The sequence below is a fragment of the Nonomuraea sp. NPDC050733 genome (genome assembly GCF_040654215.1).
Classification (GTDB): domain Bacteria; phylum Actinomycetota; class Actinomycetes; order Streptosporangiales; family Streptosporangiaceae; genus Nonomuraea.
In genome coordinates this window covers 55,314-80,355 of the sequence record NZ_JBFAHO010000035.1, presented here as the reverse complement: position 1 = coordinate 80,355, position 25,042 = coordinate 55,314, and the positions used below count along the sequence as shown (strand labels likewise).

At 71.9% G+C, this 25,042-nt stretch carries 21 protein-coding genes; 7 read left to right on the top strand and 14 right to left on the bottom strand.

The window, feature by feature from the left end; genetic code table 11:
• The 5 genes from AB0H64_RS35450 to rsmA form a co-directional block, all read right to left on the bottom strand.
• Positions 1–382, bottom strand: a 382-nt coding sequence (locus tag AB0H64_RS35450) for a helix-turn-helix domain-containing protein (RefSeq protein ID WP_357633509.1), incomplete at its 3' end; no start/stop codon positions are given.
• The gene (gene tnpA / locus AB0H64_RS35445; protein WP_357633506.1) at positions 375–797 is read right to left on the bottom strand and encodes an IS200/IS605 family transposase; all 423 of its coding nucleotides are present in this window, start codon (positions 795–797) and stop codon (positions 375–377) included. The genes tnpA and AB0H64_RS35450, both read right to left, overlap by 8 nt.
• Before the next feature lie 272 nt (positions 798–1,069).
• Positions 1,070–1,642 (bottom strand): GNAT family N-acetyltransferase, encoded by a 573-nt coding sequence (locus tag AB0H64_RS35440; RefSeq protein WP_357633503.1) that lies wholly within the window; start codon positions 1,640–1,642, stop codon positions 1,070–1,072.
• Between the two features lie 225 nt (positions 1,643–1,867).
• Positions 1,868–3,283, bottom strand: coding sequence for an NlpC/P60 family protein (locus AB0H64_RS35435; protein WP_357633501.1), 1,416 nt, complete (start codon positions 3,281–3,283; stop codon positions 1,868–1,870).
• Between the two features lie 143 nt (positions 3,284–3,426).
• Positions 3,427–4,293: a 16S rRNA (adenine(1518)-N(6)/adenine(1519)-N(6))-dimethyltransferase RsmA gene (rsmA, locus tag AB0H64_RS35430; protein ID WP_310709638.1), complete on the bottom strand. Its 867-nt coding sequence runs from the start codon at positions 4,291–4,293 to the stop codon at positions 3,427–3,429.
• Positions 4,294–4,363: 70 nt separating this feature from the next.
• On the opposite strand from rsmA, the gene AB0H64_RS35425 reads away from it, so the two are divergent.
• The 3 genes from AB0H64_RS35425 (at position 4,364) to AB0H64_RS35415 (ending at position 8,071) form a co-directional block, all read left to right on the top strand.
• On the top strand, positions 4,364–6,328 hold the full coding sequence (locus tag AB0H64_RS35425; protein WP_357633498.1) for a protein kinase: 1,965 nt from the start codon (positions 4,364–4,366) through the stop codon (positions 6,326–6,328).
• Positions 6,328–7,548 carry an FG-GAP repeat protein gene (locus AB0H64_RS35420; RefSeq protein ID WP_357633521.1) on the top strand — a complete coding sequence of 407 codons (1,221 nt, stop codon included), beginning with the start codon at positions 6,328–6,330 and terminating at the stop codon, positions 7,546–7,548. Before AB0H64_RS35425 ends, AB0H64_RS35420 begins: the two co-directional genes overlap by 1 nt.
• A gap of 148 nt (positions 7,549–7,696) precedes the next feature.
• Positions 7,697–8,071 carry a hypothetical protein gene (locus AB0H64_RS35415; protein WP_357633496.1) on the top strand — a complete coding sequence of 125 codons (375 nt, stop codon included), beginning with the start codon at positions 7,697–7,699 and terminating at the stop codon, positions 8,069–8,071.
• Between the two features lie 221 nt (positions 8,072–8,292).
• Here the strand turns inward: AB0H64_RS35415 and AB0H64_RS35410 are convergent, their stop codons facing one another.
• Genes AB0H64_RS35410 through AB0H64_RS35400 form a run of 3 tightly spaced genes read right to left on the bottom strand, consistent with a single transcriptional unit; the run spans position 8,293 to position 12,282 of the window.
• Positions 8,293–9,147, bottom strand: coding sequence for a TatD family hydrolase (locus AB0H64_RS35410; RefSeq protein ID WP_357633493.1), 855 nt, complete (start codon positions 9,145–9,147; stop codon positions 8,293–8,295).
• 2 nt (positions 9,148–9,149) lie between these two features.
• On the bottom strand, positions 9,150–10,931 hold the full coding sequence (gene metG, locus AB0H64_RS35405) for a methionine--tRNA ligase (RefSeq protein WP_357633490.1): 1,782 nt from the start codon (positions 10,929–10,931) through the stop codon (positions 9,150–9,152).
• Positions 10,932–10,986: 55 nt separating this feature from the next.
• Positions 10,987–12,282 (bottom strand): glycosyltransferase family 2 protein, encoded by a 1,296-nt coding sequence (locus AB0H64_RS35400; protein WP_357633487.1) that lies wholly within the window; start codon positions 12,280–12,282, stop codon positions 10,987–10,989.
• A 195-nt stretch (positions 12,283–12,477) separates the two neighbouring features.
• Between AB0H64_RS35400 and AB0H64_RS35395 the strand changes: the two genes are divergently transcribed.
• Complete coding sequence (locus AB0H64_RS35395) at positions 12,478–13,932, top strand: hypothetical protein (RefSeq protein WP_357633484.1); 1,455 nt, start codon at positions 12,478–12,480, stop codon at positions 13,930–13,932.
• Here AB0H64_RS35395 and AB0H64_RS35390 read toward each other — a convergent pair.
• Both AB0H64_RS35390 and rsmI read right to left on the bottom strand, forming a co-directional pair.
• Positions 13,868–15,448 (bottom strand): phospholipid carrier-dependent glycosyltransferase, encoded by a 1,581-nt coding sequence (locus AB0H64_RS35390; protein WP_357633481.1) that lies wholly within the window; start codon positions 15,446–15,448, stop codon positions 13,868–13,870. The two genes, AB0H64_RS35395 and AB0H64_RS35390, sit on opposite strands and share 65 nt — an antisense overlap.
• Positions 15,449–15,458: 10 nt before the next feature.
• The gene (gene rsmI / locus AB0H64_RS35385) at positions 15,459–16,307 is read right to left on the bottom strand and encodes a 16S rRNA (cytidine(1402)-2'-O)-methyltransferase (RefSeq protein ID WP_357633478.1); all 849 of its coding nucleotides are present in this window, start codon (positions 16,305–16,307) and stop codon (positions 15,459–15,461) included.
• A 97-nt stretch (positions 16,308–16,404) separates the two neighbouring features.
• Between rsmI and AB0H64_RS35380 the strand changes: the two genes are divergently transcribed.
• The gene (locus tag AB0H64_RS35380) at positions 16,405–18,036 is read left to right on the top strand and encodes a phospholipid carrier-dependent glycosyltransferase (protein WP_357633475.1); all 1,632 of its coding nucleotides are present in this window, start codon (positions 16,405–16,407) and stop codon (positions 18,034–18,036) included.
• 110 nt (positions 18,037–18,146) lie between these two features.
• Entirely contained in the window at positions 18,147–19,331 is a 1,185-nt protein-coding gene (locus AB0H64_RS35375; RefSeq protein WP_357633472.1) for a hypothetical protein, read from the top strand.
• A gap of 18 nt (positions 19,332–19,349) precedes the next feature.
• Here the strand turns inward: AB0H64_RS35375 and AB0H64_RS35370 are convergent, their stop codons facing one another.
• Positions 19,350–19,760 carry a MerR family transcriptional regulator gene (locus tag AB0H64_RS35370; RefSeq protein WP_357633469.1) on the bottom strand — a complete coding sequence of 137 codons (411 nt, stop codon included), beginning with the start codon at positions 19,758–19,760 and terminating at the stop codon, positions 19,350–19,352.
• Positions 19,761–19,815: 55 nt separating this feature from the next.
• Here AB0H64_RS35370 and AB0H64_RS35365 point away from each other — a divergent pair, with 55 nt between their 5' ends.
• Positions 19,816–20,598 carry an MBL fold metallo-hydrolase gene (locus tag AB0H64_RS35365; protein WP_357633465.1) on the top strand — a complete coding sequence of 261 codons (783 nt, stop codon included), beginning with the start codon at positions 19,816–19,818 and terminating at the stop codon, positions 20,596–20,598.
• 77 nt (positions 20,599–20,675) lie between these two features.
• Here the strand turns inward: AB0H64_RS35365 and AB0H64_RS35360 are convergent, their stop codons facing one another.
• Genes AB0H64_RS35360 through AB0H64_RS35350 form a run of 3 tightly spaced genes read right to left on the bottom strand, consistent with a single transcriptional unit; the run spans position 20,676 to position 24,975 of the window.
• Complete coding sequence (locus AB0H64_RS35360; protein ID WP_357633462.1) at positions 20,676–23,264, bottom strand: DUF6493 family protein; 2,589 nt, start codon at positions 23,262–23,264, stop codon at positions 20,676–20,678.
• Positions 23,265–23,306: 42 nt separating this feature from the next.
• On the bottom strand, positions 23,307–24,113 hold the full coding sequence (locus AB0H64_RS35355) for an SAM-dependent methyltransferase (protein WP_357633459.1): 807 nt from the start codon (positions 24,111–24,113) through the stop codon (positions 23,307–23,309).
• 19 nt (positions 24,114–24,132) lie between these two features.
• Complete coding sequence (locus AB0H64_RS35350; protein WP_357633456.1) at positions 24,133–24,975, bottom strand: SAM-dependent methyltransferase; 843 nt, start codon at positions 24,973–24,975, stop codon at positions 24,133–24,135.
• Between the last annotated feature and the right edge of the window lie 67 nt (positions 24,976–25,042).

Here is a 25,042-nt window from a genome sequence, read left to right as displayed (position 1 = left end):
GCTGGGAGTCCCATCTCGCGCCGTCGCCCTCGACCAGGGTGACGGTGTCGAACCAGCCCCTGCCCTTGAACCGGGGATAGCCAGGCGTCTGGCCGGCCCTGACCCGGCGGAAGAACGCCTCGAACGCCGTGTTCAGCCGCCGCAGGGTCTGCTGCTGGCTGGTGAACGACCAGCGGCCCTGCCCCTCGGGGTCAGCGTCACGGATCTCCTTCAACTGGCCGGACTGATCGCCGTACCGGATCGAGACCTTGCAGCGCCGCCACGCTTCCCGTCGTTCCTCCAGCGCCGCGTTGTACAACGCCCGATGATCGTCCAGCATCGCCGTCAGCGTGATCTCCTGGTGCCGGGTCGGCCGCAGCAGGAACTTGAACGACCTACGCATCCTCGCCCCCGCTCTTGGCCTTGGGGGCGCGCTCGTACTGGGTCTGGATGTAGCGCTGGACCGTGGCCGCGCCGACTGCGCCCACACTCGCCACAAAGTACGAGCGCGACCACAAGGTCGGCAGCCGGGAGCGCAGGTGCGGGAACTCGGCCCGCAGGTGGTGGGAGGTACAGCCCTTGAACTGGTTGGCCACGTATGACGGGGAGTTCTTCGGGTGTGGCTTGACGACCAGATCGGGCATCACCTCCAAGGCGATGATCTCCCAGTCGTGCTCAGCGGCCTTGGCGCGCAGTAGTTCCTCCAGCCGGGTCCTGACCCGGCCGCCCAGGACAGGCCGCCGACACTTGGGGCACCACACCACGTGGTAGCCCAAGTCGTAGACCGCGCCCGGGGAAGTACGCACCTGACCAGACACACGATCAGTATGACCATCGTGTTCTCCGAACACCCAGTGTTCGCCCGAACCCGCACGAGCCTGCGCCTCAAGACACGCCCAGGCGCGAGAACGCCTTCCCGCTCGGCATCCCCTGCTCCCTAAAGGGAGCGGTCCCCCGCCTTCGACCTGATGGAGACATTCAGCGTTCCCGCCACCGACAACCAGGCCGAACGCGACGTCAGACCGGCCAAAACCAGCAGAAGATCTCCGGACAACGCGCGTCCCAACGGCTTCGGACGCGGCACCCCATGTCAGTCGTCGGTGTCGAGGCGGGCGTGCAGGTGCATGTCATGCCAGCCGTCGGCGTGGAGCGCCTCGCGGCGTTTCGTTCCCTCCATGGCGAAACCGGCGGCTTGCGCCACCCGGCACGAAGCCATGTTGACCGTCGAGTGGTTCAGCTCCACGCGGTGGAGCCCGATCGCGACGAACGACCACGCCGTCACGGCCGACAGTGCCCGCGTGGCGATGCGACGGCCACGCGCGGCGGGCAGCACCCAGTACGACACCTCCGCCCAACCATCCCGGAAGTCCAGCCGGCGCAGGCTGACCTGGCCGACCACCTCCGACGCGTCCACCACGGCCCATCCAGCACCGGTCTCCTGACGCCACCGCTCGGGCCACGAACCGATCCAGTTGTCGGCCTCGTCGGCGGTCATGGACCGGCAGTGCCAGCGCTGGATGGCCGGATCTGCGTAGCCGGCGAGAACGGCGGGCCGGTCCGACCGCTGCCACGGCCGCAGCAGGATGCCGTCGGCGTCGAGCATGGGCTGCGAGAGCGTCGCCATCCGGCCCGGGGGCAACGAAGGTTCGACGAGCAAAGGCACGCGCCGATTATCGCCGGAACGGTCGATCGCGCGCATCGATCGGCCGAAGGAGCAGTCCGAGAACCGAAGGCGACTCCGGGTCCTTGGCTTGGACCCGGCCCCCTAGGGAGGTGTCCCACGACCGGGGTGCGGGGCCGGAGGCCGCCGGCAGGTGGCTCGGGCCACCCGGTCAGGAGACTCCAAGGATGGACACCACCCGATCTCGCGACTGAGGCATCGAGGTGGTCAGCCGGGGCGGACGGCGCCTCGGTAGAGGGGGCGGTAGTGGGTGGACCGGAGGAAGCTGGTCCTGCGTACCACGTCTCCCGTCCTGGGGGCGTGGATCATGATGCCTTCGCCCAGGTAGAGGCCCACGTGGGTGGGGTCGCCGGCGCCGCCGCCGAAGAAGACCAGATCGCCCCTGCGCAGGCCGGCCAGGGAGACACGGCGGCCCTGGCGGAACTGGGAGCCGGTGTAGTGTCCCAGCTTCACCCCTGCCTTGGACCAGGCGTAGAGGGTCAGGCCACTGCAGTCGAAGCCCCTGGTGCCCGCACCTCTCCCGACACCTCTGGTGGGGCCTGAGGAGGAGCCTCCGCCCCAGGAGAACGGGGTGCCGAGCTGGTCGAGGGCGGCCGCCACCGCGAGATCCCCTCGGGCCTCCTTGCTGTCGGCGGGCGAATTGCCGTCTCGCTTGTTCGTGGGGGTGGCGCCGTCCCGCCCGTTGTCGGGCGTTGTGCTGTCTCGCTCGTTGTCGGGCGTTGTGCTGTCTCGCTCGTTGTGGGGCGTTGTGCTGTCTCGCTTGTTCGCGGGTGTCGGGTTGTCGCGCTTGTCGGTGGGCTCTGTGCTGTCGCGTTCGTTGTCGATGATCGTGATGTCGGGTTGGTCCTCGGGCGTCTTGTCGTCTCCCCTGCGGTCGGGAGCTGTGGAAGTACGGGGTTGAGGGGTCGGTGTGGTGCCCGGCTCATCGAGTGGGGGCGGGAGGGTTGGGAAGGTGGCGGGCGGATCCGGAGGCAGCGTCAGGGCCGGGTCGGTTGTGGCGGGATTCGGGGGGATGGGAGGCATGGGGGGATGGGTCTTGGGCTGCGTGGGTGGTGGGGTGGCGGTTCGTGGGCTCTGGAGGGGGCTCCAGTGGGGCCTGTCGAAGGGGTCTGTGAGTGTTGACGGCTCAGGGAAGGACTCCTGCCCGCTCTTTCCGTAGGGCTTCCACGGTGTGGTGAGTGAGGGGTGGCTTGAGAACGGGGTGGTGTAGCGCCAGAGAGGCCACCATGTGGGCCTGACGAGTGTGGACAGGGGGTGGGTGATGGTGATGCCTGCGCGGGTGAGTGCGGCCGTCAGGGACGGGCGCTGTGCGCATGCCTGGGGAGGCAGGGCGACGATGACGCGCACCTGGCCCCTTGCGGGGCTGCCGGGACGGGCGGCGAAGAGGATCGGCTGATCTTCGCCCCCGAGGCGACCGGGTCTCCGGGACAGGCCGCCGGTGAGGTGGGCGAGGTGGCCGTCGTTCAGGAGGCGGACGTACGTCCTGGAGAGGGTGACGGTGCCGAAGCAAGGGCCGGCGGCCGTGGCGGATGCCGGGCCGGGCAGGGCCGTGAGGCCGGCGAACAGGCCGCCGCCGATCGTGAGCGAGGCGCGGCAGAGCAGGGACACGGGGTGGGGGTGCATGGGGCCTCCAGTGCCGTTGCGGGATGGAGGCCCCAGGATGGTCCGGGCGCATGTGGGGGCGGGTGCCCGAGCGAGGTTCTGTGGAGGAGAGACCGGTCGGGGAATGTGGCTGTGGAAAAGGGCGGTCGGACGGGGACGGTGCCTTACGGCTGGGGCTTGTGTTCGGCTATGCGGGCGAAGGCGTGGATGTCCAGTTGTTCGCCGCGTGCCGACGGGTCCACGCCGGCCTCCCTGAGTGCCGTCTCCGACGCCGCCGGGCTGCCCGCCCATGACGACAGCGCCGCCCGTAGCGTCTTTCGGCGCTGGGCGAACGCGGCGTCGATCACCGCGAAGACCTCCCGCCGCGTCGCGCTGGTGGGCGGTGGGTCACGTCGGACCAGCGAGACGAGGCCCGAGTCCACGTTCGGTACCGGCCAGAAGACCGTGCGGCCCACCGGCCCGGCCCTCCGCACGTCGGCGTACCAGGCGGCCTTCACCGACGGCACCCCGTACACCTTGGAACCCGGCCCCGCCGCGAGCCGGTCGGCCACCTCCGACTGGACCATGACCAGGCCCTTGGCCAGCGACGGCAGCGCCTCCAGCAGGTGCAGCACCACCGGCACCGCCACGTTGTACGGCAGGTTGGCCACCAGCGCCGTAGGGGTGTGGCCACCGAGGTCGGCAGGGGCGACGCGCATGGCGTCGGCCGGGATCACGGTCAGCTTGTCGCCGAGGCCGCGCTCCCCCACGGTGACGGGGAGCTGGGCGGCCAGCACGGGGTCGATCTCGACGGCCACCACGTGCCGGGCCGAGGGCAGCAGCGCCAGCGTGAGCGACCCGAGGCCCGGTCCCACTTCGATCACCACGTCTTCCGGCGACAGGTCCGCTGCCCGTACGATGCGCCGGACGGTCCCCGCGTCGATGACGAAGTTCTGTCCTAGCCTTTTCGTAGGACGAAGATCGAGCTTATCCGCCAAAATACGTATTTCTGTTGGGCCCAACAGCCTCATCATCCAACCAGTCTCCCGCATCGAAGAACGTGCGATGGCGTACGGGGGGACCACAGGGGAGGATGGCGTGGAACAGGAAGGGACATCCCTCATGGAGCCAACGGGCGCCGCGCCGCTCCGCCCGACGGATCTGCGGGAAATCGGTCCATACCGGTTACTCGGCCGCCTCGGGGAGGGCGGCATGGGCACGGTGTTCCTGGCCCGCGCTCCTACGGGGCGGTTCGTGGCGGTCAAGGTGGTGAAGGCGGAGTTCGCCAACCAGGAGGGGTTCGCGGTCCGCTTCCACGCCGAGGTGGAGAACGCGCGCAAGGTGGCGTCGTTCTGCACCGCCCAGGTCCTCGACAACGGCAACACCGGCGACGGCCGGCCGTACATGGTGACCGAGTACATCGCGGGCACCCCCCTGTCGGCGCAGATCTCCCAGTACGGCGCGCTCGACCCCGGTCCGCTGCACGGCGTCGCGCTCGGCGTCGCGGCGGCGCTGGCCGCCATCCACGTGGCGGGGCTGGCCCACCGCGACCTCAAGCCGGCGAACGTCATCCTGTCGCTGTCCGGCCCGCGCGTGATCGACTTCGGCATCGCGCGGGCGCTGGACCGGGAGACCGGGTTCACCCTCTCCGGCGAACTGCTCGGCAGCCCCGGCTGGTGGGCTCCCGAGCAGGTGCGCGGGGAGGCCATCACCCCGGCCGTGGACATCTTCGCCTGGGGCTGTCTGGTCGCCTACGCGGGCAACGGCCGTCACCCGTTCGGACGTGGTGACGTCATCACGCTGGCCTCCCGGGTGCTGCACACGACGCCGGAGCTCGGCACGCTGCCCGCGCCGCTCGACGATCTCGTACGGCAGGCGACCTCGATGGACCCCGCCCAGCGGCCCTCGGCGCAGGATCTGGTGATCGCCCTGGTCGGCGGCGCGCTGCCCGCTCCCGGTGCGACGGCCAAGGCCGCCCCGGTGGCCGACCCGCCCACGCTCGTGGCCACCGAGCTGATGAACGAGTGGCAGGCACCGCAGAACGTGGTGGACGAGCCCGACATCACCGCGACGTTCGCCACTCCCCCGCCCGCCGACACCCTGACGAGCCGAACGGCGGTGGAAGCCCCCACCGAGCCGCCCACGCCCTCGACGCCGCAGGGTACGAGGTCGCGGCCTCCGGCGTCGCGGGATTCGACGCCGCAGGTTCCGGCGCCGGACGTCCCCACCCGGAAGGAAGAGGCGGGCGGGCTGTCGGAGGAGGAGCTGGCGCGGCGCGAGGAGCTGGCCGCCAGGGAGGAGCTGGCCCGCTGGGACGCCGAGGCGCAGGCTCAGGTCGAGAGCCAGGCGCGGGCCCACGCGGAGGCCGAGGATCAACCCAGGGCTCAGGCCAAGGCCGAGGCCAGGGCGAAGGCTCCAGCCAAGGACAAGGGGAAGGTCCCAGGCAAGGACCGGGAAGCTCAGGAGGCCCAGGAGGTCGAGAGGGTTCCGGCCGGGGTGGTACCCGGGCGGGCTTCCCGGCCGGCGGAGGCGTCCGACACGATCCCGCCGCAGGACCAGCACGGGCGGCGTCCGCGTGGCACCCGGTGGCTCATCGCCGCGGCCGCCGCCGTCCTGGCCATCGCCGTCACCGCCGCCGTCCTCATCGTCACCTCCAGCCGCAACGTCGCGTCCCCCACCCGCACACGGACCGCCTCCCCCACGGCGCAGCGGGAGCCGGGCGACCTCGGGCGCAGGTTCGCGCTGGGCACGGCGTTCGACGATCCGATGCTGGTGGTCGCCACGGCGCCGACGTGCGGGCTCAAGGAGTACGAGGGCACGCGGCAGACCCAGGGACAGCTCTGCGTGGTGCGCTGGTCGATGATCAACCCGGGCGGTGCGCTGCGGGAGATCGGCAGCCCCGCCGTGTCGCTGCTGGACGACAAGGGCGGCCGGCACGACCCGGTGCCGGTCCAGCTTCCTGACGTGATCGCGCCGGGTGGCCGGCTGGACCGGGCCTACGTCTTCGACCTGCCCCTCTACCGCACGCCCGTCCGGCTCACGGCGACCCTGCTGAAGGGCGGCCGCCAGGTGGAGGTCAGGCTGTGATGATCCTGCGAGCGGCGGTCGTCCTGGCGGTCGCGCTGTCCGCGACGGCCCCCCACGCGACCACGCCGTCCGTGGCAGGCACCGCCCGGACGAGGACGGTCGCCTGTACGAGTCCGGGTGACTTCGATGGTGACGGCGTGGACGACGTGGCCGTGGGTGACCCGTTCGCCGACGACGACAAGGGCGCGGTTCACGTCATCTCGGGGCAGAAGGTCGTGCCCGTCCCGGTGCCGGGCCTGGCGCGCGGTGACGGGTTCGGCTGGTCGGTGCGGCTGGCGAAGGTCAACGCCGACGCCTGCGCGGACCTGGTCGTCGGCGCGCCGTTCACGGACGTGCGCGGCAGCGAGGACGCCGGCGCCGCCTACGTCGTGTACGGCGGTGGCGTGGCGCCGCCCAGGCAGCTCACCGCGTCCGAGCCGCAGCGTGACGCCCACTTCGGCTGGTCCGTGGCCGGCAAGGGCGACCTGGTGGCGATCGGCGCCCCGTACGAGGACGAGGCGCGGCTGGCCGACACGGGCGCCGTGTACGTGGCCAAGGGCGAGGGCCGGCCGCGCCGGATCAGCCAGGAGTCGCCGGAGATCCCGGGCAACGGCGAGGTGGGCGACCAGTTCGGCTGGTCGCTGGCCTTCGGGGCGGGCGACCAGCTGATCGTCGGCGTGCCGTACGAGAACGACGACGGCGCGGGCCGGCAGGTCGGCTCCGGCAAGATCGACTCGGGCTCTGTCGTGGCCATCGCCGACCCGCTCGCGCCCGGCCTGTCGGGCGTGAAGATCGACTCACCCTCCGACGCCGGCGGCGACAGGTACGGCTACGCGGTGGCGTACGCCGAGGGCGTGGGCCTCGCGGTGGGCGCGCCCGGAGCCGGCTACGTGCAGCTCCTCACCCCCAAGTTCACCCCCGTCAGGACCGTACGGCAGGACGGCAAGCAGGCGTTCGGCTTCGCCCTGGCCGCCTCCGCCGACGGCCGGCTGGCCATCGGCGCCCCGTACGGCGGCGGCGTCCGCGTGGTGTCGTTCGGGGACCCCGCCGACGAGCGCGCGCTGCCCGCCACGGACGACCTCGCAGGCTACGCCGTCGCCTTCAGCGGCAACAAGCTGTACGTCGGCCGGCCGGACGCCGCCCCGTACGGAAAGGTCTCGGTGGCCGGCCGCAACGCCGAGGACCCGCAGGAGGTGCAGCCCGCGAAAGGCGCCGACTTCGGGATGTCGCTCGGAGGCTAGTGGCGAACGCCGGAAATCCGTGGGGAGACCGACCCTGAGGCGGCAGCTGACGGCCTGAATGATCCACTTGCGGTTGCGGCCGCGGCAGCAAGCGCGGCCTTGCTGCTGCCACTCACCCGCACATGGCGTCTTTGGTGATCTACGTGCGGTGGACCGCGCCTTCCCGTACTCTTTCCAGATCTTCAAAAACGATCTTCAAATCGGGAGGTTCCGTATGACGAGAGCAGGCTTCAAGGCGTGGGCCGTGGCCTCGGGTGCCGCACTCCTGCTGGTTTCGGGAGCAGGCAGCGCAAGTGCGCAGACCACACGCACGTCCAGCTGCTTCACGAAGGTGGACGGCGGCAGGACGATAACCGGAAACCCCTGGGTCAAGGTGAAGAACACCTGCGCCTGGGGGTACAAGGTCAAGGCCATCTGGAAGTTCGGGCCCGACAGCACCTGCAAGCTGCTCTCGGAGGGTCAGACCCGGAGGTACGAGTCCACCCCTCCCGCCGTTTACGAGCGCACGGATATCTGCGGGTGACGAACGGCTCCCCCTGGGCATCATCACGTCGATCCGGCACAGGCTGAGCGCGGGGTTCGCAGCCTCCGCCGGATGGAGAAGCGCACGGCAATCGGCGTGAGCGGTGCCCTGTGAGGCGCTGAGAGCGGATCTCAGCGCCTCGCCTTGTGAGCGGCGCCAGCCGCCCCGTCAGACCAGGTCAGTCAGGTCGCGAGCGCCCATCATGAAGACCGTTCCGCGCGTCACCACGCGCCGAACACGGCGGCCCCGTTGGCGTCGATGGCCTCGCACAGCGAGCCCGGGTCCACGCCCTTGACCTCCGCCAGGCAGCGCAGCGTCAGCGGGATCAGGTAGGGCGCGTTGGGCTTGCCGCGGTGGGGCACCGGCGGCAGGTAGGGGGCGTCGGTCTCGACGAGCATCAGCTCGACCGGCGCCACCCGGGCCGCCTCACGCAGGTAGCCGGCGTTCTTGTACGTGACGGGCCCGGAGAACGACATGTGGTAACCCGCCGCCGCGCACTCGGCGGCCATCTCGGCGTCGCCCGAGAAGCTGTGGAACACCACGACCGGCGGCGCCCCCTCCTCGGCCAGCACCTTCAGCACGTCGCCGTGCGCCTCGCGGTCGTGGATGACCAGCGCCTTGCCGGTGCGCTTGGCGATCTCGATGTGCGCCCGGAAGGAGGCGTGCTGGTCGTCGCGGCTCGCCCAGTCACGGAAGTAGTCGAGCCCGGTCTCACCGACCGCGCGCACCTCGGGCCGCCCGGCCAGCGCCTCGATCTCGGCCAGCGCCTCGGGGCTGGCGGCGTGCGCCTCGTTGGGGTGGATCGCCACCCCGGCGTGGACGTCGGCGTGGGCGGCCGCCACCTCGGCGTTCCACCGGGAGGACGGCAGGTCGTAGCCGATCGTGACGAGCCGGGTCACCCCGACGGCGCGGGCGTCGTCGAGGATGCCGCTCACGGTGGCCGACGCGGCCTGCGCCGCCTGGGCGACCGGGTCGCCCGAGGACGCCTGCCGGTCGCCCACCATGATGTCGAGGTGACAGTGACTGTCGAACACCGGAGCTGGCAGCGGCTCCGGTGCGGCGGGCAGCGTGCTCACGGTCACTCGCCCAGCCGGGCCAGCTCCTCGTCGACCACCTTCGGGTCGAGCTTCTTGAACAGCGGCACCGGCGGCGCCAGCGGGACGCCCGGCGTGATCGGCCGGTGCTCCCAGCGGGCCGCGCCGTCGTAGTCGCCGGTGATCACCGGGTACGGGGCGCCGCCGTCCTCGTCGACCTCACGGATCTCCGGCATGCCGGACCACACGCCCTCGCCGCCGAGCATGGCGTGGACCTTGTTGGACGAGCCGGGCAGGAACGGCGTCAGCATGGTCTTGGCGTCGTCGACGACCTGGAGGGCGACGTGCAGGATCGACTTCTGCCGGTCCGGGTCGTCCTTGAGCTTCCACGGCTCCTGCTCGGCGAGGTAGCGGTTGGCGTCGCGGACCACGTCGAAGGCCTCGGTGATGGCGTTCTTGAACCGGGAGCGGTTCAGCTCGGCGCCCACGGGGCCGAACGCCTCGCGCGAGCGCTGGAGCAGCCGCCGGTCGGCGTCGGTGAGGTCGCCGGCCTCGGGCACCTGGCCGAAGTTCTTGGCGGCCATCGAGATCGACCGGTTGACGAGGTTGCCCCAGGCGGCGACCAGTTCGCCGTTGTTGCGGTTGACGAACTCCTGCCAGGTGAAGTCGGTGTCCTGGCTCTCCGGGCCCGCCACGGCGATGTAGTAGCGCAGGGCGTCGGCGTCGTAGCGCGCCAGGAAGTCGCGCACGTAGATGACCACCTGGCGCGAGGAGGAGAACTTGCGCCCCTCCATGGTCAGGAACTCGCTGGACACCACTTCGGACGGCACGTCGAGCGTGCCCAGCGACCCGGGCTTGCCGTCACGGGCGCCCTGGCCGTTGTAGCCGAACAGCATCGCCGGCCAGATCTCGGCGTGGAAGACGATGTTGTCCTTGCCCATGAAGTAGTAGCCGCGGGCGTCGGGGTTCTGCCACCACTGCCGCCACGCCTCGGGGTCGCCGGAGCGCCTGGCCCACTCGATCGAGGCGGACAGGTAGCCGACGACCGCGTCGAACCACACGTACAGCCGCTTGTTGGGCTGGTCGCGCCAGCCGTCGAGCGGGATGGGCACGCCCCAGTCGAGGTCGCGGCTGATCGCCCGCGGCTGGAGGTCGCCGAGCAGGTTGAGGGCGAACTTCAGCACGTTGGGCCGCCACTCGCCCTGCTTGGCCTGCAGGTAGGAGCCGAGCACCTCGGCGAAGGCGGGCAGGTCGAGCATGAAGTGCTCGGTCTCGGTGAAGACCGGGGTCTCGCCGTTGATGCGGCTCTTGGGGTTGATGAGCTGGATCGGGTCGAGCTGGTTGCCGCAGTTGTCGCACTGGTCGCCGCGCGCGCCGTCGTAGCCGCAGATGGGGCAGGTGCCCTCGATGTAGCGGTCGGGCAGGGTGCGCCCGGTGGTCGGCGAGATCGCCCCCATCGTGGTCTTGGGGAAGATGTAGCCGTTGTCGTACAGGCCCTTGAAGATCTCCTGCGCGATCGCGTAGTGGTTGCGGGTGGAGGTGCGCGTGAACAGGTCGTAGGACAGGCCCAGCCCGGTGAGGTCCTCGGCGATGACGCGGTTGTAGCGGTCGGCGAGCTCCTTGGCGCTCACGCCCTCCTTGTCGGCCTGGACCTGGATGGGCGTGCCGTGCTCGTCGGTGCCGGAGACCATCAGCACCTTGTTGCCCGCCATCCGCTGGTAGCGGCTGAAGACGTCGGACGGCACGCCGAATCCGGAGACGTGCCCGATGTGGCGAGGGCCGTTAGCGTACGGCCACGCGACGGCGGTCAAGATGTGCTGGGACATGGTTCCAAGACTACGGGTCGGGGGCGGGCGGCTCGAACCGATTCCCGCCCCTCGGTCAGCGGGTGGTGGTGTCCTCGCGCGGCGCCGGCTCGGCCGGCTTGTCCGCGGCCTGCTCGACGGTCTTCTCGGCGGCCTTCCCGGCCTGCTCGCGGGACACCGCCTCGGCGGCCTCCTCGGCGGCCTTGGCGGCTACGTCGACGGGGGTCTCGCGGGTGCGGCGGATGCCGAGGATGCTGACGAACAGCGCGGCGAAGATGGTCTGGAAGCTCATGATGAGCGCCGTCGCCGACGGCACGACGATGCGCAGCGACTCGCGCGGGTCGAGCTCGCCGAAGCTGCGGACCTGCCAGTGCACCAGCGACATCACCAGGCCGACGAGGCCGGCCAGGGCGAGCGCGCCGCCGACGACCAGGCCCTTCTCCAGGGTGACGATGTCGATGAGCTTGCGGATGCGGGGCGACTCCGGCAGGAATCCCTCCTCGGCCGCGTAGACCTTGGTGAACACGGCGAACAGCACCGCCTGGAACCCGATCACCACCGCCGCGGACGCGCCGACCAGGGTGTCGACGTCGAAGGCCAGCTCGCCGATCTCCACCGGGCCGAAGGTCAGCGCGGTGCCGGCGACCAGGCCGATCAGCATCATGACGAGGCCGGGGTAGAAGAACAGCCACTTGGGGCTGTAGAGCAGCAGGAACCGCAGGTGACGCCAGCCGTCGCGCCAGGAGCGCAGGTGCGGCGGGCGGGAGCGGCCGTCGGGCGACAGCGTGGTGGGCACCTCGCGCACGTCCAGGCCGGACAGCGTGGAGCGGACCACCATCTCGGAGGCGAACTCCATGCCGCCGGTCTGGAGCTGCAGGCGCAGGATCGAGTCGCGCCGGAAGCCGCGCAGGCCGCAGTGGAAGTCGCCGATGGCCGAGGGGAAGAACAGCCGGCCGACGAACGACAGCACCGGGTTGCCCAGGTAGCGGTGGAGCGGGGGCATGGCGCCGGGCGAGATGCCGCCCTTGAACCGGTTGCCCATCACCAGGTCGGCTCCGTCGCGGAGCTGCTCCACGAACGGCAGCAGCGCGGTGAAGTCGTAGGAGTCGTCGGCGTCGCCCATGATGACGTACTTGCCGCGGGCGGCCCGGATGCCGCCCATGAGGGCGTTGCCGTAACCCTTCTCGTCGACGTGGACCACGCGGGCGCCGGCGTCTCTGGCGAGCTGCTGGGAGCCGTCCGTGCTGCCGTTGTCGGCGATCAGCACCTCGCCCTCGATGCCGTGCTCCTCCATGCACGCCAGAGCCTTGCGCACACAGACTTCCACGGTCTCGGCCTCGTTGAGGCAGGGCATGACCACCGTCAGTTCCACGTCTCAACCCTTCAGTTAGGACACTTCCGACACACCATCATGCCCTCTGCCCAGACTTGGTCGGGGCAAGTCCTAGAAACGGCTGGCATTCTTTACAGCATGGTGAGCGTCGCGGAGATTATCCCTGTGGACCACTCCGCCCCAGGTAGGACGGCGCGCGCGCTGGCTCTTCTGCGCCGTCATCGGGTGTTCGCCGTGGCCTTCGCCCTGGGCGGAGTGCTGCGGCTCGTCACCATGCTCGGTTACGGGCCCGCCATGTGGTTCAACGACTCCTACGAGTACGTCTCGGTGGCGCTCCATCCCCGGCCGCACCCGATCAGGCCCAGCGGCTACGGGTTCTGGATGCTGCTGCTCAAGCCGTTCCACAGCTTCAGCCTGGTCGTGCTCACCCAGCACCTGATGGGGCTGGCCACGGCCGTGCTGATCTACGCGCTGCTGCGGCGCAGGTTCGCGCTGCCGAAGTGGGGGGCGACGCTGGCGGCGGCGCCGGTGCTGTTCGACGCCTACCAGATCCAGCTCGAACAGATGATCATGTCAGACTCGATGTTCATGCTGCTGGTCGTCAGCGTGATCACGCTGGTGCTGTGGCACCGGCGGATGTCGTGGAAGGTCGGCGCGGCGGTGGGCCTGCTGCTCGCGCTGACCTGGCTGACCCGCTCGATCGGGCTGCCCATCCTCGCGCTCGTGGTGGCGTATCTCGTGGTCAAGCGCACGAGCTGGAAGGCCGTCGTGGCGGTCGTCGTGGCGTGCGCCGTGCCGATCCTCAGCTACATGGGCTGGTTCTCCGCCAGCGTGGGCAAGTTCGCCATGACCAACAGCGACGGGCTCATCCTCTACATGCGCACGGCGATCTTCGCCGACTGCTCGAAGATGAACATCGACAAGTACAAGGAGGTCGAGCTCCTCCTGCTGTGCATCAACGACCCGGTCGACCAGCGCAAGCCTTACGCCCAGTGGTACCTGTGGGGCCAGGGCGGCGGCGGCACGGGCACCGGCGAGGTGCTGCACCGGTGGGGGGCCGGCAAGAAGTTCACCGAGATCACCAACGAGGCGGCCAGCGCGTTCGCCACGCGGGCGATCCTGTCGCAGCCGGGCGACTACCTGCAGGTGGTGGCGCGCGACTTCTTCCGCGCCTTCCACTGGGGCCGGCCGCGCTTCCCGGACGAGCAGACGTACCTCATGTATGAGTTCCGGCCCATTCTCGCCGACTACGAACTCGACGCCAACGGCCGGCCGAAGCGGCTGCCCAACTGGCCGTCCTACCAGGGCCGCACCGACACCGACGCGTACTCCTACGAGCAGGGCCCGCCGGAGACGCGCATCGTCTCGCCGTGGGCCGACATCATGAGCGGCTACCAGAAGGTGTTCTACCTGCGCGGCATCCTGCTGGGCGGCATCATGCTGGTCGGCCTGTACGGCGTGGCGGTGCGCTGGCGCAGGTTCGGGGGGCCGGTGGCGCTGCCGTGGCTGGGGGCGTTCGGGCTGCTGCTGGCGCCCGCGGCGACGGCGGAGTTCGACTACCGCTACGTGCTGCCCGCGGTGCCGCTGGCGTGCGTGGCTGCGGCCATCACGCTGCGCCGCGGCATCACTTGGGGGCGACCTCGACCCACGAGCGCGTCAGCATCCGAGCCCACCACTGTGCCTGCGTGATCAGCTCCGCGGTCAGCACGGGCGACAACCACCAGAAGTCGATCAGCACGACGAGCGCGAGCGCGCCCACGGCGGCGCCGCCGACGGCCCGCCGCGCGGGCCTGGCGTCCTCCCGGCCGAGCACCAGCCCGGCGACCAGCGTGAGTCCCAGCACCATGAACGGCACGACGGGGATCATGTAGAACAGGTACATCGTGCGGTTGTCGGCGATCGCGTAGTAGAACCAGGGCAGCCAGCCGGCGGCCACCGCGAGCAGCACCGCCCCGGCCCGCCAGTCGCGGATGGCGGAGTACCTGACGACGAGCCCGAGCAGGGCCAGCCAGGCGGCGAACCAGAGCGCGGGCGTCCCGGCGCCGATCACGGTCTCGGAGCACACGGAGGCGCCGCAGCCGGCCCTGCCGCCCACGTAGTGGAAGGTGACGGGCCTGAACAGCACCGGCCACGTCCACGGCTCCGACATGTTCTGGTGGTAGGTGTCGAGCCCGGTGTGGAAGCCGAGGACCTGCACCTGGTAGTTCAGCCACGACCGCACCGAGTCGACGACGAAGAACAGCGGCCCGGAGGAGGTCGCCCGCTCCCAGCCGCGCCCGTACCCGCCGTCGTGGGCGAACCAGCTCCCCCACGAGGCGAGGAAGGTCAGCGCGGGCGCGAGCACCAGCGCCGCGCCCGCGGCCGGCAGGTCCAGCGAGAAGGCCCCCTTGTACGGCTCGCGGAGCCCGGTGGCGCGCCTGGCGCCCATGTCCCACGCGAAGCTCAGCACGGCGAACGCGACAAGGAAGAAGATCCCGGACCACTTCACCGCGCAGGCGGCGCCCAGGCAGACCCCCGCGGCGACCCGCCACGGCCGTAACCCGAGCCGGGGGCCGTACGAGGTCAGCGGCGAGGTCTCGTACCGGGCGGCGAGCCGGCCGCGGGCCCAGTCGCGGTCGGCGACCAGGCAGGCGAACCCGGCCAGCACCCAGAACATCAGGAAGATGTCGAGCAGCGCCGTGCGGGAGAGCACGAGGTGCAGGCCGTCGAGGGCGAGCAGCAGACCGGCCAGGCAGCCGAGCAGGGTGGAGCGGGTCATCCGCCGCGCCACCCGGGCCAGCACCAGGATGGACAGCGTGCCGACGACCGCGGCGGCGAAGCGCCAGCCGAACGGCGTCATCCCGAACATCCACTCGCCGGCGGCGATCATCCACTTGCCGAGCGGCGGGTGGGCGACGAACGCGGCGCAGTCGGCGGGGTCCGGGCAGTGCTTCCAGATGTCCAGGTCGCCGGTCATGATGCGCCGGTCGGCGACGGGGTTCTTGGCGTCGCCCAGGGTGTAGCGCTCGACGCCGAAGGTGAGCAGGGAGTAGGCGTCCTTGATGTAGTAGGTCTCGTCGAAGACGATCGCGCGGGGCTCGCCCAGGCGGACGAAGCGGAGGATCCCGCCGAAGACGGCGACGAGGACGGGACCGAGCCACCCCCACAGCGGAGTTCCCTGCATCGGCGGCACGAGCCTGCGCGGTGAAACCCCCCAGTCCTTCACGGACTGCACCCTAAGGGGTGGTAGATCGTTTGTGTACCGCGTCGTAGAGGTCCCGCTTGGGCATCCCGGCGGCCTTGGCGACGTCGGCGACGGCGGTCTTGCGCTGCTCGCCGGCGGCCACGCGGCGATCCACCTCCGCGACCAACGCCTCCACGTCGGGCGGCCCCTCGTCGGGCACGTGGCCCGCGACCACGACGGTGATCTCGCCCTTGACCCCGCCGGCCGCCCACGCGGCCAGCTCGGCCAGGCCGCCGCGGCGCACCTCCTCGTAGGTCTTGGTCAGCTCCCGGCAGACGGCCGCGCTCCGGTCGGGGCCGAACGCCCCGGCCATCGCCTCCAGCGACTCGCGCAACCGGTGGGGCGCCTCGAAGAACACCATCGTGCGCTCCTCGCCGGCCAGCGACGCCAGGCGGCGGGCGCGCTCGCCCTGCTTGCGCGGCGGGAAGCCCTCGAAGCAGAAGCGGTCGCTGGGCAGGCCGGAGACGGCCAGGGCGGTCGTGACGGCGCTCGGGCCGGGCAGCGCGGTGACCGTGACGCCCTCCTCGACCGCCAGGCGGGTCAGCCGGTAGCCGGGGTCCGACACGCCCGGCATGCCCGCGTCGGTGATGACGACGACCGTGCGGCCCTCCTTGAGCGTCTCGATGAGCTCCTGGGCGCGGCCGGCCTCGTTGGCGTCGTAGTAGGAGACGATCCGGCCGCCGATCTCCACCCCGAGGTCGGCGGCCAGCCTGCGCAGCCGCCGGGTGTCCTCGGCGGCCACCACGTCGGCGCTCCGCAGCACGTCGCGCAGCCGCGGCGAGACGTCGCCCGCCTGGCCTATCGGGGCTCCCGCCAGTACCAGCCTGCCGTCTTCTCTCACCCGGCCATTGTGGCAGGACGTGGCAGGACGTGGCAGGACCTCCCGATCGCACCGTGTTCACGGGTAAACACCGGCTTGAGGCCCGTACGATGTCCGAATGGCGGTGACCGATTTCGCGTACCACGCCTTTGGCGAGCCGAAGGCCGACGAGAGCAGTCCCCCGGCGCGTTCCGTGCGCGAGCGGATGGTCCCGCCCATGCCCTCGAACCCGCTGTGGGGCTGGCTCGGGCCGCTGCTCGTCGCCGCCTTCGGCGGGGCGCTGCGCTTCATCGGCCTGGCCCATCCGAAGGCCGTGGTCTTCGACGAGACCTACTACGCCAAGGACGCCTACTCGCTGATCTCGTGGCTGGTGGAGCGGGTCACGATCAAGGACGCCGACAAGGCGATCCTGGCCGGCAATCTCGACATCTGGCAGAAGTGCGCGCCCGACCAGCTCGACAAGTGCGCCTCCTACGTGGTCCACCCGCCGCTCGGCAAGTGGATGATCGGCGCCGGCGAGTGGATGTTCGGGATGACGCCGTTCGGCTGGCGCTTCGCCGCCGCGGTCGTCGGCACGCTGTCGATCCTGGTGCTGGCCCGGGTGGCGCGCCGGATGACCCGCTCGACCGTGCTGGGCTGCTTCGCCGGTCTGCTGCTCGCGCTGGACGGCCTGCACTTCGTGCTGTCGCGCACGGCGCTGCTCGACATCTTCCTGATGTTCTGGGTGCTGGCCGGGTTCGCCTGCCTGGTCGCCGACCGCGACTGGGCGCGGCGGCGGCTGGTCGAGTGGTACGAGAACGGCCCCCTGTCGCCGGAGGGCCCGTCGCTGGGGCTGCGGCCGTGGCGGATCGCCGCGGGCGCCTGCCTGGCGGCCGCCTGCGCGGTGAAGTGGTCGGGGATCTTCTTCCTGGCCGCGTTCGCCGTCATGGCGGTGCTGTGGGACTTCGGGGCGCGCCGGGCGGTCGGGCTGCGCCGGCCGTACGCGGGGGCCTTCACCAAGGACGTGCCGCCCGCGGTGGCGGCCTTCGGGGTGGTGCCGTTCGTCACGTACATGGCGACCTGGACGGGCTGGTTCGTCACGGCGGGCGGTTACGGCCGCAACTGGGACCAGGCCACCTCCTCCGGGCCGTTCTACTTCGTGTTCGACTCGATGCGGTCGTGGGTGAAGTACCAGTGGCAGGTCTTCACCTTCCACAGCGGGCTGGAGACGTCCCACCCGTACATGTCGGAGCCGTGGCAGTGGCCGCTGCTGCTGCGCCCGGTCGCCTTCTACTACGAGGGCAGGCAGAACGTCTGCGGCACACGCGACTGCTCCGAGGCCGTGCTGGGCGTGGGCACGCCGGTGATCTGGTTCGGCGCGCTGCTCGCGCTGGTCGCCCTCATCGCCTGGTACGTCGCCACGCGTGACTGGCGGGCCGGGGCGGTGCTGCTGTCGTACGCGGTGGGCTGGCTGCCCTGGTTCTACTTCGCCATCACCGACAACCGGACGATGTTCCTGTTCTACGCGATCCCCATGGTGCCGTTCATGGTGCTGGCCATCACGTTGTGCGCGGGGTGGCTGATCGGGCCGGCCACGCGCACCGCGACCGGCGCGCTGCCGATGCGGCGCACGATCGGCGCGGCGGTGGTCGGGGCGTTCGCGCTGCTGGCTCTCATCAACTTCTGGTGGCTGCACCCGATCCTGTCCGGCGAGCTCATCCCCTACACCGAATGGAAGGCCCGCATGCTCTTCGACAAACGGTGGATCTGACAGTGGCGGTCCGCTTATCAGTTGTTCCGTAGGGTAGATCCGTGCAAGACCCAATACGCACCGGCTTCGGGCATCGTCAGGCCAGGGGTCGATACGGCAAACTTCGAGGCATGAGTGCACCAGACGTCACCGCGCTCCTCGCCGAGTTGGAGCGCTCCGCGCCTGATCTGGCCGAGGAGGCCAGAACGGCCGTCGAGTGGCTGACCGGCGGCGAGCCGCTGGAGACGGTGACGCAGCTCGATGTCTGCGAGTTCCTCTGGTACACGCTCCCGCTGAAGGTCGGCGGCGACCACGAGCGGCTGGCCCGCTCGCTCGGCCGCCTGCTCCACCTCGGCGGCCTGCGGCGTTACGCCGCGCTGTGCGTCTCCCCGACCACCCTGGACATCCTGCGCACGTACGCGCGCGAGGGCGAGGACGCGGGCACCGCCGCCTACCAGGAGGCTCTGGAGGCCACGGGGGTGCTGCCGCCCGACGTGCCGGACCTCCAGTGGAGCACGATCATGGGCCCGGAGGAGCTGGGCGCGCACGTGGCCTGCTCCGCGGCGCTGGAGCTGTCCATCCTGGCCGGTGAGGAGGTCGACCGGGTCGCGCTGACCCGGCGCTGGCTGACCGAGCCCCGGGCCGACCTGGGCGGCGACAGCTGGCTCAACCGCGTCCACGGCGAGCGGCTCAACCGGTGGGTGCTGGGCCGCGGTCCGGCCCGCCGGGAGCTGGCGCAGCCGTTCGAGGTGCGGCTGCACGCGCCGGTGCCCGCCCAGCCGGTCCCCCAGCTCCACCGGCTGCTGTCGCTGGCGGCCTCGGAGGAGAGCCTGCCGATGCGGCTAGCGCCGTCGCCGGAGGCGCTGCGGCTGCGCGACCTGGCCGAGCGGGAGCTGAGCGCGCTGCGCCGCGACGGCGCCAGGCTGTCCATCACCGCCGTGGGCAGGCGGCTGCTGCTCTCCCCCGACACCATGTGGGAGGCGGTCACGCGGCTGCTGCTGCCGAAGGGTGAGCAGGAGTTCGAGCTGTCGGCCCGGGAGGCGGCGCTCATGCTGCTGGCCGACGGGTCGCTCATCTCGCCGGCCGAGCTGCGCCGCCGGGTGGCCGAGGTGGTGGGCGACGAGGGCTGGCATCCGGCCACGGAGCCGGGCGACGTCGCCAAGCCGGTCGACGACCTGGTGGAGCGGCTCACGGCGCTCGGGCTCGCGTTCGGCGACGAGCTGGCCGTACGCATGTCGCGGGTGGGCCACTTCGCGGCCCTGGCCGCGCTGCGCGCCCACGCGCTGCGGCCCCGCCAGTACGTCAACTCGGGCTGATCCCGCTTCGGGCGCGCCCTAGGAGTCTCCGACGCTCCGGATGGCGCGCTTGAAGTCGGGACATTCCACGAGCGGGTCGTGGTCGCAGACGGCGGCGTGGCGCAGACTGTCGCGCAGCCGGGTGAGCTGCCGCACCCGCGCGTCCACCTCCCGCTCCTTGGCCGCCATGCGCTCGCGCAGCGTCGTGTCGGACGGCCGGGCCCCCAGGAACGCGGCGATCTCCGCCAGCGTGAACCCCGCGTCACGGGCACAGGTGATCAACGCCAGCCGGTGGAGCGTCTCCGGCTGGTAGGCGCGGCGCAGGCCGTTGCGCGCGGCCGGCTCGATGAGGCCCTTGCGCTCGTAGAACCGCAGCGCCGAGGGGGCCAGGCCGGAGCGCCGGGCCACCTCGCCGATGTCGAGCAGTGCCTCGTCCGTCACCTCGGCCATGGCGCCCTCCTCGTGCACTTGACTTGAACCGCGCTTCAAGTCGCATTGTAGGCGCATGAAGATTCACCACCTCAACCTCGGCTCGATGCGTGAGATCGAGTCCACCACCGGCCTGCCCTCCGCTCCGGCGGTCTGCCACGCCTTGCTCGTCGAGACGCCGTCCTCGGGCCTCGTGCTCGTCGAGGCGGGTCTCGGCCTCGACGACATCGCGCGTCCCGGCGAACTGCTCGACCGGGAGTGGGTGGAGCAGGTGATGCCCGCGCTCGCCCCCGCCGAGACCGCCGCCCGGCGGCTTCCCGCGCTCGGGTTCGACCCCGCCGACGTGCGGCACATCGTGCTCACCCACCTGGACGTGGACCACACAGGCGGGCTGCCCGACTTCCCCGGCGCCGCCGTCCACGTCATGGCGGCCGAGCTGGAGGCCGCCGCGGAGGAGGGGCCGAGCCGGCGCTACCGGCCCGGCCACTGGGCCCATGGCCCGCGCTGGGTCACCTACGGCGAGGGCGGCGAGACCTGGTTCGGCATGGAGGGCGCGCGCCCTCTGGAAGGGCTGGACGACCTGCTGCTCGTACCGCTCGGCGGGCACTCGCGGGGGCACGCGGGCGTGGCGGTCAGGGACGGCGACCGCTGGCTGCTGCACGCCGGCGACGCCTACTTCTACCACCGCGAGCTCGAGCCGGAGCCCGTCGGGCACCCGCTGATGGACTTCGTCCAGCAACTGGCGCAGGTGGACGCCGAGCTCCGGATCGCCAACCGGGCCCGGCTGCGGACGCTGGCCCACGAGCACGGGGTGGACGTGTTCTCGGCCCACGACCCGTGGGAGCTCGCCCGGCGGTGAGCCGGACCCGAAGGTCGCGCGCGTGAGCCGGGCGGCGGGCCACGTCGTGATCGTCGCGCCAGCGCCCGGTCTGGCGGCTAAGCGGTGAGAGTGGCGTGGAGGCGGCGGGCCTGGCGGACCAGGCCGCTCTCGCGTGGGCGGGCGGCCAGCTCGACGACCGGCGCCAGCGCTCCGCGCGCCCCCGCCCAGCCGGCCACGTCGGCGGCGAGCGTCATCATCCGGGTGTGCGTGCTCGTGGCCCGCTCGCCCGGCCCCGGCAGGTAGCCGGTCAGCAGCCCGGCCAGCACCCCCCACACCTCCCGGTGGGCGCCGCGCCGGGCCAGCTCCTCCAGCGCCCGCAGCACCCCGGCGGGGCTGTAGGAGCGCTGCCAGCCCCGGGTCTCGTCGTGGCGGAGCAGCGCGGCGAGTCCGCGGCCCGTCCCCTCGCCCGGCAGCCCGCCGGAGGCGGCCAGCTCCAGCAGACGCGGCACCGCCTCCTCCGGGCTCTCGCACAGGTGGTACGCCGCGAGGAAGCCCACTCCGTCCGCTGCGGGGCCCTCGGCGGCGGCCAGCGCGGTCAGGGCGTCGAGCCCCGGCTTGCTGTAGGGGGCGTACGACAGCAGGCCGTAAATGGCGTGGGCCGCGGCCAGATCCCGATGGGAGGCCAGCACGGGCAGCAACCGCTCGAAGACCTCATCGCGCCGCGAGTGCGTCATCTCTCCGTCCAGCACGGTGATCTCCGAGCCGCCCGCCAACAGGACGGGCACGATCCACGGGCCGTGCGGGCCCTCTTCCCAGCGCAGCTCCACGCGAGGGTCGACGCGGTCGCCGGACAGCAGGCGGGCGACCGTCCGGCCCGCCGCGCCGGTCAGTCGTGCGGCCCGCCCGGCGACCTCGGCGGACGCGGTCCGCGACAGCCGGAGCAGCGCCTGCTCCAGGTCGACGGGCAGCGGCTCGACGCCGTCGCGCTCGTAGCCCTCCAGGCGCTCCACCAGCTCGGCCGCGTCGAGCAGACCGTTGTCGTGGGTGGGCGTGGCCAGCAGGTACGGCGGGAGCACGCCGTCCAGCAGAGCCTGGTAGACCTCGGCGTAACGGCGCAGCGGCATGAGCCGGCTCAGGCTCGCGTGTCCGGGCTCGGGGATGCGCTCCTGGACAGTGGCCGGCGCGCCGAAGCTCGTGGTCCGCTCCACGGCCCTGCGCTCCGTGCCGGGGTCGGCGAGCTCCTTCGCCATGGCCATCACCCACTCCTCGGCGTGCCACCAGGGGCGTCCCCAGAACTCCCGGGTGCGGAAACGGGCGGCCACGGGGGCGAGGGCCTCGGTCAGGCCCGGCCGGTCGCTCGCCGCCAGCCGGACGAACGCGTCCAGCCAGCGCTCCGTGGCGAGCCAGTCGAACTCGTTCGGCATGAAGCGGGTCAACGCGCCGGGCGCGGTCACCGGCGGCGGCATGCGGGCAGGCCGGGAGGCCGGAGGCAGCGGCAACGGGGTGAAGCGGCTCGCCGGGTCCGATGCGGCGGGCACCGGGTCGCCGCCGAACACCTGGGCGAGCTCGACGCCCTCTCCGGGCGGCATCAGGGCGACGGCGTCGCGGATCGCCGACGCGCCGTCGGGGGTGAAGCGGCCGGCGTGCTTGAGTGCCAGCCGCGCGGCGCGGGCGCGGGCCTCGCCGGCCTCGCACACCAGCGCCGTGGCCAGGGCCGGGGCGTAGCCGTCGAGGTCGCCCGGGTGGTCGCGGACGAGCCGGTCGAGCCAGGCCAGCCCGGCGCGCACCAGCTTGCCCTCGGCGCGGAACACCAGGCCCTCCACAGCCTCGGCGGCCTCCTCCGGGTCCAGCGGGCCGGCCAGGCGCACCCGCCTGAGGGCGAGGTCGGCGACGTTGGCGGGAGCGGCGGGCAGCAGCCGCGCGTAGTCACGCCGCCGTCCGGCCACCTCGCCGGCGGCCGGGTCGAGAGCCTCGTGCAGACGGACGAAGAAGCGCAGGTCGGCAGCCGTGCCGCCACGCAGGAACCGGCTCACGCAGCCGTCGAGCAGGAGCGCCCGGGAGATCCGGCCACGGGCGGCCAAGGAGGCGAGCCGGCCGGGCCGGTCCTCGTCGGCGCGCAGCAGCCGGCCCACCCCCTCCACCTCGAACAGGCGGGGCAGCATGGCGTCGAGCAGCGGCGCGTCGCCCGGGTGGGCCGGCCAGGCGCGGACCCAGGCGAGGGTGAGCGGGTCGTGCGCGGGCGGCTCGGCGCCGGTGCGGCGCAGCAGCTCCAGTGCCAGCCGTACCGACCGGCCGGAGTCGTTGTCGGTGCCGCGCAGCCGCAGCGCGAGGCGGGCGGCGAGATCGGCCTGCCACTCCCGGGGGCGGGCGGCGACCGCGTGGAGGAGGTGCGGCACGTCGTCGGGCTGGTCCCAGAACCGCTGGAACTCGCGGCGGTTCAGCCACACGGCCGCGGCGGCGGCCCCGCCGATCGTGCCCGCCCCGGCGACCCGCATGGGCTCCACCCAGCCGCGTCCCCCGTCGGACCACATGTCCCAGGGCCTCTCACCACCGGCAGCCTCGCGCTTCAGCGCGGCCAGGTGGCCGGGCAGCTCGCGGGCCACCTCGCCCCGCTCGTCGCCGGTCAGCCCGGCGACCACGGCCGCCGTGGCGGCGGCGTCCTCCTTCGCGACGGCGGCGCGGACCGCCTCCCATGCTCGAGTCATGATCGGGGACCATAGCGGCGCCCGCCGACAATCACCGGGGGCTCAGGGCTTGCGGCCCACCCCGCAGACGGCGCTGACCGGCTCGGAGGGGTTCACGTTCTCGGCGTCGGGCCGCCACAGCGGCGTCGGGACCACGCCCGGCTCGACCATCTCCAGCCCCTCGAAGAACGCGGCGACGCGCTCGGGGGCGCGCAGGTGGTAGGGGTAGGCGGCCCGGGAGTTGTAGCTCTCGACGGCCGTGACGAGAGCCGGGTTGCCGTTGGTGCCGTCGCTGAGGGCGAGGTAACTGCCCGAGGGGAGCCCGTCGAGCAGCCGCCGGACGATGCCGTCCGGGTCGTCGGCGTCGGGGACCTGGCCCATGATGCTCAGCATGGTCAGCCCGACCGGGCGGGAGAGGTCCAGCACCTTGGCGGCGCCCTCCAGGATCCGCTCCGGGTCGCGGACGTCGGCGTCGAGGTACTCGGTGACGCCCTCCGGCGTGCCGGCGAGCAGCGCCCGCGCGTGGACCAGCACGAGCGGGTCGTTGTCGACGTACACGACGCGGGAGTCCTGGGCGACCGACTGGGCCACCTCGTGGGTGTTGTTGGCCGTGGGCAGGCCCGTGCCGATGTCCAGGAACTGGCGGATGCCCGCCTGCCCGGCCAGGAAGCGCACCGCGCGGTTGAGGAAGCGCCGCTGGAGGCGCGCGACCTCGGCGAAGGCCGGGAACAGCGTCAGGATCGTGTCGCCGGCCTCCTTGTCGACGGCGTAGTTGTTCTTGCCGCCGAGCAGGTAGTCCCACACGCGGGCCGAGTGCGGCTTGGTGGTGTCGACCCGGTCCCAGGCGGAGCGAGCGCTCTGGTCGTCCATTGGTCTCCGATCGGAGGTCTCAGTCGCTTGCGGATGCGCGGCCGACACCGGCCAGGATGCCCGGACGGTCGAGGTCGAGGTCGAGGTCCGGGCCGGGCTCACGGTGCGGGTCCCAGGCGTCCACCGGCACGATGCCGGGCGGGAGCGGCTCCAGTCCGTCGAAGTACGCGGCGATCTGGTCGTAGCCGCGCCGGGCCAGGCCGCCCGAGGTCGTGCCGGAGTAGACCTTCTGGCCGGCGTGGGCCATGTCGTCGGTGGCGTTGCCCTCGTACAGGTGCGACAGCACGAGGTAGGAGCCGGGGGTCAGCCGCTCGCGGATCCGCGCGACGACCGCGGCGGCCTCGGTGTCGTCGGTGACGAAGTGCAGCACCGCGACGAGCAGGACGGCGTACGGGCGCGAGAAGTCGATGTGCGCGGTCACCTCGGGGTCGTCGAGGATCGCGTCGGGGTCCTTGAGGTCGCCGGCCACGGCGAGCACGTCGGGGTCGCGGGCGAGCAGGGCCCGCGCGTGGACCAGCACGATGGGGTCGTTGTCGACGTAGACGACGCGCGACCCCTGCGCGTGCCGCTGGGCGACCTGGTGGACGTTGTCCTGGGTGGGCAGGCCCGCGCCGATGTCGACGAACTGGGTGATCCCCCTCTCGGCGAGCAGGCGGACGGCCCGGCCGAGGAAGCCGCGGTTGGCCTGGGCGATCTGGCGGGCGTCGTTGCCCATCCGGAGGCCGAGCTCGATCATCTTCTCGGCCGCCTCGCGGTCGGCCGCGAAGTTGTCCTTCCCGCCGAGGTAGTAGTCGTACATGCGGGCGACGCTCGGGACACGGGTGTCGACTCCGGGCGGTGGCACGCGGTCCAGGTCGCTCACGCGACCCCCTCTCGCTGTGATCTTTTGAGCCTGATTCTAGGAAAAACCCGGCTCCGTGCCACAAGAT